General features: G+C 65.9%; 13 protein-coding genes, 1 other RNA gene and 1 pseudogene. 8 read left to right on the top strand and 7 right to left on the bottom strand.

Translation table 11 applies throughout. The features are described from left to right. Positions 1–4 precede the first annotated feature (4 nt). Both MJ205_RS00235 and MJ205_RS00230 read left to right on the top strand, forming a co-directional pair. Positions 5–439 carry an EamA family transporter gene (locus MJ205_RS00235; protein WP_239810661.1) on the top strand — a complete coding sequence of 145 codons (435 nt, stop codon included), beginning with the start codon at positions 5–7 and terminating at the stop codon, positions 437–439. Positions 440–467: 28 nt separating this feature from the next. Continuing rightward, positions 468–1708: pseudogene (locus MJ205_RS00230) on the top strand (DegT/DnrJ/EryC1/StrS family aminotransferase). Here the strand turns inward: MJ205_RS00230 and MJ205_RS00225 are convergent. The 3 genes from MJ205_RS00225 to MJ205_RS00215 are packed head-to-tail and all read right to left on the bottom strand — an operon-like array spanning position 1638 to position 4995. Further along, positions 1638–2567 carry a hypothetical protein gene (locus MJ205_RS00225; RefSeq protein WP_239810660.1) on the bottom strand — a complete coding sequence of 310 codons (930 nt, stop codon included), beginning with the start codon at positions 2565–2567 and terminating at the stop codon, positions 1638–1640. The pseudogene MJ205_RS00230 and the gene MJ205_RS00225 sit on opposite strands and share 71 nt — an antisense overlap. Beyond that, positions 2549–3616, bottom strand: a complete 1068-nt coding sequence (locus MJ205_RS00220) for a GNAT family N-acetyltransferase (RefSeq protein WP_239810659.1) — start codon at positions 3614–3616, stop codon at positions 2549–2551. The genes MJ205_RS00225 and MJ205_RS00220 overlap by 19 nt, the downstream gene beginning before the upstream one ends. Before the next feature lie 2 nt (positions 3617–3618). Next, positions 3619–4995, bottom strand: a complete 1377-nt coding sequence (locus MJ205_RS00215) for an aspartate aminotransferase family protein (RefSeq protein ID WP_239810658.1) — start codon at positions 4993–4995, stop codon at positions 3619–3621. 212 nt (positions 4996–5207) lie between these two features. On the opposite strand from MJ205_RS00215, the gene pssA reads away from it, so the two are divergent. Further along, positions 5208–5831 (top strand): CDP-diacylglycerol--serine O-phosphatidyltransferase, encoded by a 624-nt coding sequence (pssA, locus tag MJ205_RS00210; protein ID WP_239810657.1) that lies wholly within the window; start codon positions 5208–5210, stop codon positions 5829–5831. Positions 5832–5861: 30 nt separating this feature from the next. Here the strand turns inward: pssA and MJ205_RS00205 are convergent, their stop codons facing one another. After that, positions 5862–7559: an MBL fold metallo-hydrolase gene (locus MJ205_RS00205; RefSeq protein WP_239810656.1), complete on the bottom strand. Its 1698-nt coding sequence runs from the start codon at positions 7557–7559 to the stop codon at positions 5862–5864. A gap of 166 nt (positions 7560–7725) precedes the next feature. Here MJ205_RS00205 and dapF point away from each other — a divergent pair, with 166 nt between their 5' ends. From dapF to MJ205_RS00190, 3 genes are all read left to right on the top strand, one after another. Continuing rightward, the gene (dapF, locus tag MJ205_RS00200; RefSeq protein WP_239810655.1) at positions 7726–8598 is read left to right on the top strand and encodes a diaminopimelate epimerase; all 873 of its coding nucleotides are present in this window, start codon (positions 7726–7728) and stop codon (positions 8596–8598) included. Positions 8599–8663: 65 nt separating this feature from the next. Further along, positions 8664–9356, top strand: coding sequence for a DUF484 family protein (locus MJ205_RS00195; RefSeq protein ID WP_239810654.1), 693 nt, complete (start codon positions 8664–8666; stop codon positions 9354–9356). Between the two features lie 4 nt (positions 9357–9360). Then, positions 9361–10290: a tyrosine recombinase XerC gene (locus MJ205_RS00190; protein ID WP_239810653.1), complete on the top strand. Its 930-nt coding sequence runs from the start codon at positions 9361–9363 to the stop codon at positions 10288–10290. A 54-nt stretch (positions 10291–10344) separates the two neighbouring features. Here the strand turns inward: MJ205_RS00190 and rnpB are convergent. Then, positions 10345–10684: RNase P RNA component class A (rnpB, locus tag MJ205_RS00185), an RNA gene on the bottom strand. Positions 10685–10775: 91 nt separating this feature from the next. Continuing rightward, positions 10776–11573 (bottom strand): AraC family transcriptional regulator, encoded by a 798-nt coding sequence (locus MJ205_RS00180; protein WP_239810652.1) that lies wholly within the window; start codon positions 11571–11573, stop codon positions 10776–10778. A 127-nt stretch (positions 11574–11700) separates the two neighbouring features. On the opposite strand from MJ205_RS00180, the gene MJ205_RS00175 reads away from it, so the two are divergent. Further along, positions 11701–12603: a DMT family transporter gene (locus MJ205_RS00175; RefSeq protein WP_239810651.1), complete on the top strand. Its 903-nt coding sequence runs from the start codon at positions 11701–11703 to the stop codon at positions 12601–12603. 33 nt (positions 12604–12636) lie between these two features. On the opposite strand, the gene MJ205_RS00170 is transcribed toward MJ205_RS00175, so the two are convergent. Continuing rightward, positions 12637–12807: a hypothetical protein gene (locus MJ205_RS00170; RefSeq protein ID WP_239810650.1), complete on the bottom strand. Its 171-nt coding sequence runs from the start codon at positions 12805–12807 to the stop codon at positions 12637–12639. A gap of 200 nt (positions 12808–13007) precedes the next feature. On the opposite strand from MJ205_RS00170, the gene cysK reads away from it, so the two are divergent. After that, positions 13008–13925, top strand: a complete 918-nt coding sequence (gene cysK / locus MJ205_RS00165) for a cysteine synthase A (RefSeq protein WP_239810649.1) — start codon at positions 13008–13010, stop codon at positions 13923–13925. The last annotated feature ends 266 nt before the right edge of the window (positions 13926–14191 follow it).

Below are 14191 nucleotides of genomic sequence, written 5' to 3'. Positions count from 1 at the left end.
CGGCATGAAGCGCTTCTACCTGGTCGGCTTTCTGGTGCTGATGGCCTTCGACACGCTGGCCCAGCTGAGTTTCAAAAAGGCGGGCGATGCCGCACTGCCGCTGGAGTTCAGCCCCTCCTGGCTCTGGCGCGTGTTTGCCCAGCCCTGGATCTATGGCGCCTTGATCGGCTACATCGGCGCCTTTTTCACCTGGATGCATCTGCTGCGGCGCGCACCCGTCGGCCCCGCCTTTGCCGCCTCGCACCTGGAGATCATCTCGGTGCTGGTGCTGTCCCACTACCTGTTCCAGGAGACCATCGGCCTGCCCCAGATTCTGGGCTGCATGTTCATCGTGGCCGGCATTGCCTGCCTGGCCCTGAGCGAAGCCCGGGACCATGGTGCCGCCAAGCCGGGAGAGAACCTGGCGGACGGTACCGGCGCCAGCGCCGCTGCACGCTGATGGCGCGCCACAGCCCTGGCCACCGCCGATGACTGCGCGCCGCATCTCCGTGCCTCCCACCGCAGGCTTGGCGCTGCGCTGCGCCGATCTGCGCCCCTGGGGTGACAAGCGCCTGGACCGGGCGCTGGCCGCCTGGCTGGAAGTGGACGAGGTGCTGCTGGAGTGCTCGGGCACCTCCGCGCTGGTGCTGGCACTGCGCACGCTGCAGCAGCTGGCTCCCGATCGCTGCGAGGTGGTGGTGCCCGCCTACACCTGCCCGCTGGTGGCGCTGGCCGTTGCGCAGTGTGGCCTGCAGCTGCGGCTCTGCGACCTGTCACCTGACTGCCTGGACATGGATGGCGATGCGCTCGATGCGCTGCTCAGCCACCGTACCCTCGCACTGGTGCCCACCCACCTGGGCGGCCGTGTGGCCGATGTCGCCCGGCTGCTGCCCCGCGCCCAGGCCTGCGGCGCCTATGTGATCGAGGACGCCGCCCAGGCCCTGGGCGCCCGGGTGCACGGCCGCAGCGTGGGCCTGCAGGGCGACATCGCGCTGTTCAGCCTGGCAGTGGGCAAGGGCCTGAGCACCTACGAAGGCGGCGTGCTGCGCTGGCCCGCGACCCGGCGCTGATGGCGGCGCTGCGTGCACAGCACCAGGCATCGATACGCCCCCACCTGGCCTGGGAGCTGCGCCGCAGCCTGGAGCTGCTCGGCTATGCCGCAGCCTTCCGCCCGGCGCTGCTCGACCGGGTCTACGGCGCACCGCTGCGGCGCAGCCTGGCGCGGGGCGACTGGGTGACAGCCGCTGGCGATGACTTCGGCTGCCACATCCCGCAGCACAGCCTGGGCGCCTGGCGCCAGCGCGTTGGCCTGCGTGCGCTGGCCCGGCTGGATGCGCACTGGGCGCAGGCGCAGCAGCGTGCGCAGCAGCGCATCGCCCAGCTGCGCACGCTGCCCGGTCTGGAGGTGGTGGAGGACTCCCCGCCCCAGGCGCAAGGCATCTGGCCGGTGATTCTGCTGCGCATGTCCAGTGCCGCCCAGCGCGATGCGCTGATGCAGGCGCACTGGGCCAGCGGCTGGGGGCTGTCACTGCCCTTCAGCCGGGTGCTGCCCGACTACGAGCGCTATGCGCCCGTCCTGGGCGAGGCGATGGATGACCCGGTGCCGCAGGCCCGCGATTGGGCACAGCGCCTGCTGGCCATCAGCAACAGCGCCTGGCTCAGTGATGCGTTGTTTGGCCAGTTGCTGGATGCGTTGCGGCAGACAATGCCGCCATCAGCCGCTGGTTGAGCGCATGCTGGCCCGCCTGTGCCTGCGCCAGCGCCTGGGCATCGATGGCCGTGTCCTGGCCGTCACCCGCACTGAGCCAGCGCTTCCACCAGGTGCTGTATTGCCAGGACGAGACATCGCCGGTGATGTCGCTGCCCACCAGCTGGCCGCCCAAGGCCGCGATGATGCCCATCGCCTGCGCCTCGCGCATCTGGCCCTGGTCCCAGTTCGTGGTGACCACGTCCGTGGCAAACACATCCTTGTCAATGCTGAGGTAGGTGCTTTGGCGCTCGCTGGCCAGGGTGGCGGTCAGGGCATCGGCCAAGGCATCGATGCCGGAAAAAGCCCGAAAGGCGGCCGACATGCCCAGGCGCCGCGCCCAACCGGTGTCCACGCCGCAGCTCCAGTAGCTGAGCTTGCCGGCATGCAGCGGACGCAGGTAGTTCTCCCAGGCATGGCCGGCGCCAATATCGGGCGAGGTGATGCCCGCAACATGCACATGCGATACCGCCGGATGCATGGCGATGCGCCGCACCCAGGAGCCGCAATGCACACCCCAGGGAAAGCGCATATTGTCCGGATGGTTGTCCAGCACCACCACCCGCAACGGTCGCGCGGCGCTGAAGCGCTGGCGGGCGATGCAGTGCTCGATCAGCAGCCAGGACAGATGGTGAAAATCGCCACTGCCCATCCAGGCCGTGCCATGCTGCGGCGGCAGCTGGGCCTGCAGATGGCGGCGGAACTGCTGGTAGCGGCCCAGCGATGCGCCAAAGCGGATCGCCTCCTGCCAGTCGCCCAGCGCCAGGCGCAGCTCACCAGCCAACGGGCCGACGGAGCCATCGACATCCAGCACCAACGGGGTCATCGCTGTTCCTGCCATGCGCGGTCACTTTCAAAATGCCGGGAAAACCGCCGCCCCAAGGCCCGCAGAAGCGGGTTGCGGATGTAGACCGCATGCTGGGTAAAAGTGAAACTCGCGCCCAGTTGCGCCTTGACTTCGGGATCGGTCCAGCCGGCCACATAGTGTGACAGGCCGCATTCCAGCGCATATTCCAGGTTCACGATCCAGCTGACGAAGTACAGGTTGGTCTGGCGCGCACGCGGGTAGGACAGGCCGATGTATTTGTCGACCAGCCGCCCATCATGCGCAAAGCACAGGTTCCAGCCCAGCAACGCGCCATCCTGCGCATCGCGGTACTCAAACACCAGGCCCTGGTTGGCGGCATCGCGCAGCACTGCGGCAAAAAAGCTGCGGCTGAGCTTGTCAAAATGCAGCTCGCTTTGTGCATACACGGCCTCGAACAGCGCATAGTAGGCATCGACCAGGGCCTCGTCGGCAAAGGCCGGGCCGGTGGGAATGCGCCGGATCTGCAGCTGGCTGCGGCTCTTGAGCTTGCGGCGCAGGTCGGAGCGCCGGTTTTTGGACAGCCGCGCCAGGTAACCGTCAATGCTGTCGAAATCGATAGGCACATAGGCCAGCGCCTGGCCTTCCACCAGGATGAAGCCTTCGTGCTGCAGCGCCTGGGCCAAGCGATGGGCATCGGCATTGTCGGCCGGCGGCAACAGCGGCGATGCCTGCGGCAGGTCCTTGACGATGGTCAGCATGCAGCGGCCGGCGTAGCGGCACAGCTGGCTGGCCAGCTTGTCCATCGCCACATCCGGGGGCAGCACCAGGTACTCGCTCAAGGTGGAGCCGACAAAATCGGTGCGCAGCCGCAAGCGCTGCGCCAGCCAGGCCCCGCCGGGCAGTTGCAGCACCCAGCGCTTGACGGCCTCGTCAGCGGTGGTCAGCAGGTCAAAGGGCGCGCGAAAGGCCGGGAACGGCCGGTCCGAAAACACCGCGAAGCCCTCGGGCGGATGCGCGGCAAACTGCCGGATCAGCGCAGAGGGCTCCAACTGGTTGCGCGAGGGGCGCAAGGATTCACTCAAGTTCAGGACGCCTTGGCCAGGGTGATCAGCTGGTCGAGCAGCACCAGCGCTTCATCGATCTCGCTGCGGCTGATCATCAGCGACGGCGCGAAGGTGATCACGTTCTTGTAGTAGCCGCCCACGTCGAGCACCAGACCCCGTTTTTGGCCCTGGTAAGTGAGCTTGGCTTCCAGGCCCAGGTCGACCATCTTGTCCAGCAGCGCCTTGTTGGGGGTAAAGCCATCGGCCGTGCAGATCTCGGCGCGCAGCGCCAGGCCCATGCCATCGACATCGCCGATTTCCGGATGGCGCTTTTGCAGCTGTTGCAGACCATCGAGGAAATAGGCTCCCGACTCGCGCACCTGGCGGCCAAAGTCCATCTCGTGGGTCATCTTCATCACTTCCAGGCCCAGCGCCGTGCCCAGCGGGTTGGAAGCAAAGGTCGAGTGGGTTGAGCCTGGCGGGAACACCGTGGGGTTGATCAGCTCCTCACGCGCCCACAGACCGGACAGCGCGTTCAGGCCATTGGTCAGCGCCTTGGCGAACACCAGCACATCGGGTTTGACGCCGAAGTTCTCCACCGACCACAGGGTGCCGGTGCGCCAGAAGCCCATCTGGATTTCGTCGACCACCATCAGCACGCCATGGTCGTCGAGCACCTTCTTCAGGCCTTTGAAGAAATTGGGCGGTGGCACCACATAGCCGCCCGTGCCCTGGATCGGCTCGATGTAGAAGGCCGCGTACTCGCACTGCTGGGTCTTGGGGTCCCAGACGGCGTGGTACTCGTTCTCGAACTTGCGCGCAAACTCCTGCACGATGGAATCCGCATACTCTTCCGCAGTCATGCCCTTGGGGCGGCGGAAAGGATACGGGAAGGGAATGAACTGCGCGCGGTCACTGAAATGGCCGAAGCGGCGGCGGTAGCGGTAGCTGGAGGTGATGCTCGAGGCACCCAGGGTACGGCCGTGGTAGCCGCCTTCAAACGCGAACATCAGGCTTTTGCCATGGGTGGCATTGCGCACCACCTTGAGCGAGTCTTCAATCGCCTGGGCGCCGCCCACGTTGAAATGCACGCGGCCTGGCATGCCCCATTTCTTCTCGGCATCCTGCGCAATGAACTTGGCCAGCTCGATCTTCGTCGGGTGCAGGTACTGGCTGGCCACTTGGGGCAGCTCGCGCAGCTGCTCGATCATCTTGTCTTCCAGGCGCTTGTTCTTGTAGCCGAAGTTCACGGCCGAATACCACATCTGCAGATCCAGGTAAGGCGTGCCTTCCTGGTCATACATGTAGCTGCCCTCGCAGCCGCTGAAGATCTTGGGGGGATTGACGTAGTGAACGGTGTCGCCAAAAGAGCAGTATTGGGCTTCATCAGCCAGCAGTTGTTCGGTATTGAAAGTCACGGCGGAGGGCTCCAGTTTTGAGTGCCGCCAGTCTGGCCCTGCAATGTTGTGGCTCCGCCTACATTGTTTGTAGGATTGATGGAGATCTTGCCCGCTTGATGGAGCATGGCGGCTGCCTGGTTTGGCGCTGGCCCATACAGGGTGTACCATGGTCGGCAACCAGGGCACCCCCAGAGGCGGCCCGTGCATTTGAGCCGCAGACACCATCTTCCATGAATAGTCCACACAAACGCTTTTCGATGATTCGCGAGTTCCACCTCGCAGACTGGTTCACCCTGGGCAATGCCGTCTGCGGCGTCGGCGCGCTGTTCTCGGCGATGACCTTTCTGGAAACCTCGGACCGCCGGCATATCTACTTTGCCGCCGCCCTGGTGCTGGCCGCACTGATCTTCGATATCTTTGATGGCCGCATTGCACGCTGGCGGCAAAAATCATCGGCGATGGGCCGCGAGCTCGATTCGCTGGCCGATGTGATCTCCTTCGGTGTGGCACCTGCCATCATTGCCTATGCCTGCGGCATGCAAGGCATGTGGGACCGCATCGTGCTGGGCTACTTTGTGGCCTGCGGCGTCTCGCGCCTGGCGCGCTACAACGTCACCGCAGAGTCGCTGTCGGAGGGTCCCTCGGGCAAGGTGAAGTACTTTGAAGGCACCCCCATCCCCACGTCGATCGTGCTGGTCGCGCTGCTGGCGCTGGCCGCCGCCATGAATGCGGTGCGGGCCGATCTGTGGTTCGGCAAGGTACTGATCGGCGGCTTCACCCTGCACCCGCTGGTGCTGCTGTTTGCCGTGTCGGGCTCGCTGATGATCAGCCGCATCAAGATCCCCAAACTCTAAACGAGCTTGGGCGTAACGCCCAAGCCTTCCTCACATCCCGCGAATATGCTCCACATGCGCCAGCAGTGAGCGCTTGGCCACCGGCCACAGCCGCTCGGGTGTGTCGGCATAGGCGATCGCCACCCAGTCCTCCGGCGTGCCATCGGGCGCTTGCGCCATGGCCTGGCGCACCTTTTCTTCGCGCGCCATGCGGTGGGCATGCAGCTTGGCTATCACCTGCAGCGGCTGAGCCAGCACATAGCCGTGGGCCGGCAGGATGAAGTCGATCTGGTCTTGCTCGCAGACCTGGGCCAGCTTGGCCAGCGAGGCCAGGTACAGGCGCATATTGCCGTCTGGCGGGTCCACCACGGTGGTGCTGCCGTTGAGGATATGGTCGCCGCTGAACAGCAGGCCGTCTTCCTGCAGCACCAGACAGACATGGTTGGCAGCATGGCCGGGGGTGTGCAGCACCCGCAGGCTGTGGCTGCGCGCCGGGTCGCTGGGGTGGCCCAGCTGCAGCACCTGGCCGTCCTGCAGTTCCTGGTCCGGCGTGAACTGGCTGCCCGCGCGGGCGGTGCAGGCAGAGGCCAATCCCCAGATCAGCGGCTTGTTGCGGCCCGACTGCACTACCAGCGCCTGCAGTGGCGCCGCACCAGGGGAATGGTCGGCATGCGAATGGGTGCAGACGATGGCGCGGATATCGCCACCGGTGGCGGCCATGATGCGCGCCAGGTGCGGGTCGTCCTGCGGCTGCGGCCTGGGGCCGGGGTCGACCACGATGTAGCCGGTCTCGGCGTCACCGACCAGGTAGGTGTTGGTGCCCGGGCCGGTCATCGTGCCGCCATTGTCGGCCGTCAGGCGCTGCACGTTCTTCAGCAACGGCACCGGCTGTTCGCTCTGCCAGCCCACTGCATGGTGCAGCTGGCCATCGGGGCAGACCAGGGCCAGCTCGCCGTAGGCGGTTTCGTGTTCCATAAAGCGGCGCACCTCGCCATCGACCATCGCGCCACGCGGCATCGACTGCCAGAGCCATTGGCCGGGCTGCACCTGCTGCAGCGCCTGCAGCACATCGAGCAGGGCCTGCACCGTGGGATAGGCGGCCAGGCGCTCCAGGGTCACCCGGGTAGGGAACATTACCGTCATCTGCCCGTCGGCCGCGCGCTGCAAGGCCTGCGCCGGGTGCACCCACAGCGGCTCGAACTGTTCGGTGTCATCGGTCACCGCTTCCTGCCCCTGCGGCATGCGCGCCACCAAAAAAGGCACGTCGAAACGGATCGGTATTTCCTGCGCCGCCGTCCAGCGTGCCAACGGCCACAACACATCGGCGGCCAAGGTCAAGCCCAGCGCCGCGCACTGCGGCAGCAGAGGCTGGCTGCGGTCAATGCTGGCCACCTCGGCCTGGCTGGCCCAGCGGCCATCGGCGTGGCGGGCCAGCAGCACGCCCATCTCCTCCAGGCTCTCGCGGATGGCGGCCTGGGCGTAGGTCAGCTCCTCGGTGGTTTGCGCCGTGCGGCGCGCCAACAGGTCGTGGTGCTGGGCATCACTGGCATCCACAGCCCCTCCGGGGAAGACATAGTGCCCGGCGGCAAAGCGCGCCTGGTCGGAGCGGCGCGACATCAGCACCTCCAGCCGGGTGGCGCCGGGCCCCGCATCAGGATCGGGCGCATCGCGCAAGAACAGGGCCGTGGCGGCTGCGCGGGCCGGCGCGGGCTCGCGTTGCACATGGAGGAGCTGGCTGGTACGGGTCATGGGCCCATTATCAACACTTGCATGGCTGGCCCGTGTCACGCGCAGGGCCGGCAAGGACGGCATTGCCCCAGACTGTCCGCATCTGCAACCTCGGGGCGCGGTGCGGGTAATGGGGCCCTCTGTCCCGCAGTGCAGCCGGCCGGGCCCAAAAAGCGATAATACGCAGATGGACATCCGTTTTACCAAGATGCAAGGCGCCGGCAATGATTTTGTCGTGCTCGACGAGACCGCCGGCCCGCTGGGTTTGCGTGCCGACCAGTACCGCTTTCTGGCCGACCGCCATTTTGGCGTTGGTGCCGACCAGATCCTGACTGTGCGGCCCTCGCCCGCCCCTGGGGTGGATTTTGAATACATCATCCACAACGCCGATGGCGGCGAGGTGGAGCAATGTGGCAACGGCGCGCGCTGTTTTGCACGTTTTGTCTATGACAAGGGCCTGACCGACAAGCGCGCTATCCGGGTTCAGACCCAAAAAGGCGTGATCGCCCCCGAGCTGATGGCGGACGGCCGCGTCACCGTCAACATGGGCCAGCCCCGCCTGGTGCCCGAAGACGTGCCCTTCAACACCAGCGGCCTCACGCCGGTGGCCCAGCACCACACCCAGAAATGGCCGCTGGCGCTGCAAGTGCCGGCCGATCCCACCACCGTGTTCGTCGTACCCGTGTCCATGGGCAACCCGCATGCGGTGATGCTGGTCGACGATGTGGACACTGCGCCGGTCGCCTCCCAGGGCCCCGTGCTGGAGTCCCATCCCCGTTTTCCCGAACGCGTGAATGTCGGCTTTCTGCAGGTGCAGACGGCGCACCAGGTGCGGCTGCGGGTGTTTGAGCGCGGCACCGGCGAGACCCTGGCCTGCGGTACCGGCGCCTGCGCGGCGGTGGTGGCCGGCATCGAGCTGGGCCTGCTGCAAAGCCCGGTGGATGTGCAGACCCGGGGCGGACTGCTGACCATCGCCTGGAGCGGCCAGGCCGCCGACCCGGTGATGATGACCGGCCCGGCCACGACCGTGTTCGAAGGTGAGATCCGCATTCCGGACTAGGCACGGCGCTGCACCTTGCGGCTACCGATTGAGGAGACGGCGAGCAGCCGATACGAGAGAGACCGATGAGCGCAAACAACAACCAGGTTCCCCCCATTACCGAAGAAGACATTGCCGAGTTCCTGGTGCAGACACCGGATTTCTTCGAGCGCCAGGCCCAGGTGCTGACCGGCGTGCACATGGTCAGCCCCTACGGCAACCGCACCGTCAGCCTGCAGGAGCGCCAGGCCGAGATGCTGCGCGACAAGATCAAGGGCCTGGAGCACCGCATCATGGACATGATGCGCAACGGCAGCCAGAACCACCACACGATTGACCGCATCCACCACTGGACCTGCGATGTCGTCAAGACCCGCAACCCGCTGCAGCTGCCCGAGGTGATTGCCGACAGCCTGATGCAGCACTTCGAGGTGCCCCAGGTCGCGCTGCGGCTCTGGGATGTGGCCGAAACCTACCTGAACGAGCCCTTCGCCCAGGGCGTGAGCGCCGATGCGCGCAGCTTTGCGAGCTCGCTGTCCACCCCCTACTGCGGCCCCAATGTCGGCGTCGAGCCGGCCGGCTGGCTGCCCGACAGCGCGCAGGTGCAGTCGGTGGTGCTGCTGCCGCTGCGCGACGGCGCCATCCTGGGTGACACCCCCGCCTGGGGCCTGCTGGTGCTGGGCTCGCCCGACCCGGCCCGCTTCCAGGCCGACATGGACACCGATCTGCTCGAGCGCATTGGCGAGATTGCCGCCAGCGTGCTCTGCCGCCTGCGCTAGGCCCATGGACGCCGCCGCGCTCAGCGCCCCCATGCTCCAGTACCTGGAGCATGTGCGCGTGCAAAAGCGGCTGGCGCCACGCACACACACGCTCTACACGCTGGATTTGCAGCGCCTGTCGGCCATGGCGGCCGAGGCCCACACCGAGGTACTGCAACTGGGGCCCCAGCATATCCGCCGCTTTGTCGCGCAGATGCATGCCGCAGGCCGCAGTGGCCGTGGCATTGCGCTGATCCTGAGCGGCTGGCGCGGCTTTTTCAACTGGGCTGGCCGCGAAGGCCTGGTCGAGCGCAACCCGGTGCAGGATGTGCGCGCCCCTAAATCTCCGAAACCCTTGCCCAAGGCCTTGTCCGTTGACGATGCGGTGCGCTTTTCCGAAGCCAGCCATGCGCAGGGCGACCCCTGGGTGCAGACCCGCGACAGTGCCATGGTCGAGCTGATGTATGGCAGCGGCCTGCGCGTGGGCGAGCTCGTGGGCCTGGATACCGCTGCCAGCGTGCAGGCGCTGGGCTGGATCGATATGGAGGCAGCCGAGGCCCATGTGCTGGGCAAGGGCAGCAAGCGCCGTGTGGTGCCCGTGGGCAAGGCGGCGCTGGTGGCGCTGCAGGCCTGGCTGGCCGTGCGTGACCAGGTCGCGCCCTGCGATGCAGCCTTGTTCATCGGTGTGCGCGGCGCCCGCCTGTCGGCCGCCAGCGTCTGGCAGCGCCTGCGCGAGCGCAGCCTGGTCGCCGGCATGACCACGCCGGTGCACCCGCATATGCTGCGCCATTCCTTTGCCAGCCATGTGCTGCAGTCCAGCCAGGATTTGCGCGCGGTGCAGGAGTTGCTGGGCCACGCCAGCATTACCACCACCCAGGTCTACACCCGGCTCGATTTTCAGCACCTGGCCCAGGTCTACGACCAGGCCCATCCGCGCGCGCGCAAAAAAGATTGATCAGAATGACAAAACGGCCACCGATCTACATCGGTGGCCGCTGTCGTTATCAAAGTGTGAAGTCTGCCGATAAGCCGGATTCTGTGCACCCGGGTTGCCCCAGGCGTGACCGCCATTACTCTGGGCCGGGTGTCACCACCACGGCTCGACGCTACCTACCCGCCAACTCTGCGGAACCACATCAACGCTGGCCTACTTGGTATTGCTGCGCGTAGAGATTGCCCGTTTCACCCCGGGTGGTTTACCTTGCGGTACGCCCCCCGGACTCGTCTCTGTTGCTCTGATCCTCACCTCACGGTGGGCAGCCGTTAGCTGCTACGCTGTCCTGTGCAGTCCGGACGTTCCTCCAGTGCGGCCTTTCGGCACTAGCACCAGCGGCGGTCTGGCAGGCTTCACAGGCGTGATTATTCCACCGAATGGCAGCCGCCCGCGCCAGCCGGGCAAAAACTGCAGGCCGCTGCCAGGATAAACGGCCAACCGCCGCCCTATTCGGCCACCGCGTTGCCGAACTCGCGCCGGAACTGCTCGGGCGGCATGCCCGCAGCGCGCTGGAACATCGCGATAAAAGCCGAGGCCGTGCTGTAGCCCAGGTCAAAGGCGATCTCCTGCACCGTCCGGCCCTGGCCCAGCGCATCCACCGCGCAGAGGTGGCGCAGGCGCTGGCGCCATTCGGCCAGGCCCATGCCCAGCTCCTGGTGGCAGTGGCGCGCCAAGGTCCGCTCGGTCATATGCACCGAAGCCGCCCAATCGGCCATCGTGCGGCGGCTGCCAGGCTCGGCCTTGAGGGCATCGAGCACGGCCACCAGCGCCTTGGACTGGGCCGATGGCAGAAAGCTGTGCTCGGGCGGCGCCAGCCGCAGCTGGTCCACCATGACCTCGGCCAGGCGCAGGTCCTCGGCCGTTGATGGCCGGCGTATGTCGCGCTGTGCCAGATCGGCGAGGATGCTGCGCGCAATGGCGCTGATGCGGATGATGCAGGCCTGCTCGGGAAGGCCTGTGCACAGCGCCGGCTGCACATAAAACGAGCGGTAGACGGCCGCCTGCGGCACATAGCAGTTGTGCTCCACCGCCGGCGGAATCCAGATGCCGTACTGCGGCGGTGCCACCAGGCTCCGCCCCTGAGTGACGATGGTCATCGTGCCATGCGATGTGTAGTTCAGGTGGCCGGGCCGGTGGCTGTGCGCATCGGCAAAACTGCCGGCGGCAAACTCGTCGTAGCGCACCAGATAGGGCGCCGTCTCGGCATCCACGTCGTAAATTTTCAGTGCCTGGCCTGTCGCCATCGCGGCCTCCTTGCCTGCCGCACCGCGCAATATGTCTGGCTTGGTGCTTTAAATGTCTGATTGCAGCTATAGGCTTTAAACCCGCCACGGCGATGATAGCAGCCAGATGTTTTTGAATGCTTGAGATATGCAATACCTGTATCCGCTGCTGGCGGTCTTGATCTGGTCGGGCAACACCGTTGTCAGCAAACAGGCCGCTGGCGCCATTGCGCCGATTGAAATCGGCTTTCTGCGCTGGGTGCTGGCGGTGCTGCTGGTCACCCCCGTGCTGCTGCCGGCAGTCTGGCGCAACCGCGAGGCCATCCGGGGCCATGCCGGCCAGATCCTGGTGCTGGGCGTACTCGGCATGGTGGTCTACCAAAGCTGCGCGTACTTTGCCGCCGCCTACACCACCGCCACGCACATGGGCATCATCCTGACCCTGTCGCCCTTGGTGGTGCTGGGCATCTGCGTGGGCCTGCTCGGCCAGGTGCTGACGGCCGGTGGCGCCCTCGGCTCGGTGCTGGCCTTTGCCGGTGTGGTGCTGGTGATCAGCGAAGGCCACCCCGGGTCCTTGCTGGACCAGGGCATCAACCGGGGCGATCTGCTGATGCTGCTGGCCTGCCTGGCCTATGCGGCCTACAACATTCTGCTCAAGCGCTGGGCCATGCCGCGCGTGCCCAGCTGGCAGTTGCTCTACCTGCAGATGGTGGTGGCCATGGTCGCGCAGCTGCCGTTCTACCTGGCCTCGCCCAAGGTCGGCCTCCATGCCGATAACTGGTACCTGGTTGCCTATGCCGGCACGATGGCATCCATCGTTGCCACCTGGATGTGGATGACGGCCGTCGCCAAGCTCGGGCCCAGCCGCTCGATCATGTTCTTCAACCTGACCCCGTTGCTGACCGCGCTGATCGCCTCGGCCTGGGCCAAGGAGCAGTTGCACAGCTACCTGTGGATCGGCGGCGCGATGACCATCCTGGGTGTGCTGCTGGCCGAGCTGTGGAAGACGCCGCTGCGCCGCGCCAAACCGCGCGCCAGCACAGCGGCCTGACGCCAGGGAACCTGGTGGCGAACCAGGGCCTGCTCAGCCCATCGCCAGCAGGTCGTAGATGATCCTGGCCATCAGCGCCAGCAGGCCGCAGACCGATACCAGCATCAGCCACGGCGCCCAGCCTTTGTCGCGCCAGGAAAAACCCAGCAACAGGCTGACGCAGCAGATGGCCAGTAAGACCAGGGTGGTGTTGAAACTCAGCAAACCGCCTCCTTGCACAGCGATGACATGCAGAGGCATCTTCGCCCCGACGGCCGGAGGCGGTATTGATGCCCGTCAAGGAATGCAGCCGGCGACGCTAAGAACATCCTAGGCATATTGATATTCCAGATGGAATGATCAACTGCGTCACAATGGTTCGGCAATTTCCACCCCCTTGTTCATCCTGATCTGCTGGAGGCACCATGAAAGTTGAGAATATTCTGCACACCATCGGCAATACGCCGGTGGTCCGTATCAACCGTTTGTTCGGCGCTGGCGCCCAGGTCTGGATCAAGTCCGAACGCAGCAATCCGGGCGGCTCCATCAAGGACCGCATCGCGCTGGCGATGATCGAAGATGCCGAGAAGTCCGGCGCGCTCAAGCCCGGCGGCACCATCATCGAGCCCACCAGCGGCAACACCGGCGTGGGCCTGGCGCTGGTCGCTGCGGTCAAGGGCTACAAGCTCATCCTGGTGATGCCCGAGAGCATGTCCATCGAGCGCCGCCGCCTGATGCTGGCCTATGGCGCCAGCTTTGACCTGACCCCCAAGGAAAAGGGCATGAAGGGCGCCATCGCCCGCGCCGAGGAACTGGCCGCGCAGACCCCTGGCTCCTGGATCCCGCAGCAGTTCGAGAACCCCGCCAACACCGCCGTGCATGAGCGCACCACCGCGCAGGAAGTGCTGGCCGATTTCCCCGATGGCCTGGATGTGCTGATCACCGGCGTCGGCACAGGCGGCCACCTCTCGGGCGTGGCCCATGTGCTCAAGGCCAAGTTCCCCCAGCTCAAGGTCTACGCGGTCGAGCCCACCGCCTCGCCCGTCATCTCCGGCGGCCAGCCTGCTCCGCACCCGATCCAGGGCATTGGCGCCGGCTTTATCCCGCGCAACCTCGACACCAGCGTACTCGACGGCGTGATCCAGGTCGATGCCGAGCCCGCCCGTGAATACGCACGCCGCGCGGCGCGCGAAGAAGGCCTGCTGGTCGGCATCTCGTCGGGCGCCACCCTGGCTGCCATCGCGCAGAAACTGCCCGATCTGCCGCCCAACGCCAAGGTGCTGGGCTTCGCCTATGACACCGGCGAACGCTACCTGTCGGTGGACGGCTTCCTGCCGGCCTGATCTCCCACGGCGCCTGCTTCGCCGTCAGCCCCTGGCCTGCCAGCCAGGGGCTTTTTCTTACCTATCGTCACATCAAAATAGATAACCCGGCTTAATTTCACCGGGCAACCGTGCCATATTGCAGGCCGGGCGCGTTGTTCAGCCCAGGCCCATGGCGACTTTCTTTGACGGCCTCCGTCTGGGGAGCATTCCAAACCCATGGCACCGGCGGACCCGGCTTTTCGCCAAGAAACGCGCTCGCTCTTCAAACCCGAAATACCAAAACA

It is taken from the genome of Comamonas sp. B21-038 (genome assembly GCF_022387135.1).
GTDB lineage: Bacteria > Pseudomonadota > Gammaproteobacteria > Burkholderiales > Burkholderiaceae_C > Comamonas > Comamonas sediminis.
This window is presented reverse-complemented; position numbering and strand designations above follow the sequence as displayed.

Excerpts from the sequence above, each read along its gene's own strand:
- MJ205_RS00235 (WP_239810661.1), top strand. The coding sequence starts at position 5 with ATGAAGCGCTTCTACCTGGTCGGCTTTCTGGTGCTGATGGCCTTCGAC.
- MJ205_RS00225 (WP_239810660.1), bottom strand. The coding sequence starts at position 2,567 with ATGGCAGGAACAGCGATGACCCCGTTGGTGCTGGATGTCGATGGCTCC.
- pssA (WP_239810657.1), top strand. The coding sequence starts at position 5,208 with ATGAATAGTCCACACAAACGCTTTTCGATGATTCGCGAGTTCCACCTC.
- MJ205_RS00205 (WP_239810656.1), bottom strand. The coding sequence starts at position 7,559 with ATGACCCGTACCAGCCAGCTCCTCCATGTGCAACGCGAGCCCGCGCCG.
- dapF (WP_239810655.1), top strand. The coding sequence starts at position 7,726 with ATGGACATCCGTTTTACCAAGATGCAAGGCGCCGGCAATGATTTTGTC.
- MJ205_RS00195 (WP_239810654.1), top strand. The coding sequence starts at position 8,664 with ATGAGCGCAAACAACAACCAGGTTCCCCCCATTACCGAAGAAGACATT.
- MJ205_RS00190 (WP_239810653.1), top strand. The coding sequence starts at position 9,361 with ATGGACGCCGCCGCGCTCAGCGCCCCCATGCTCCAGTACCTGGAGCAT.
- MJ205_RS00180 (WP_239810652.1), bottom strand. The coding sequence starts at position 11,573 with ATGGCGACAGGCCAGGCACTGAAAATTTACGACGTGGATGCCGAGACG.
- MJ205_RS00175 (WP_239810651.1), top strand. The coding sequence starts at position 11,701 with ATGCAATACCTGTATCCGCTGCTGGCGGTCTTGATCTGGTCGGGCAAC.
- cysK (WP_239810649.1), top strand. The coding sequence starts at position 13,008 with ATGAAAGTTGAGAATATTCTGCACACCATCGGCAATACGCCGGTGGTC.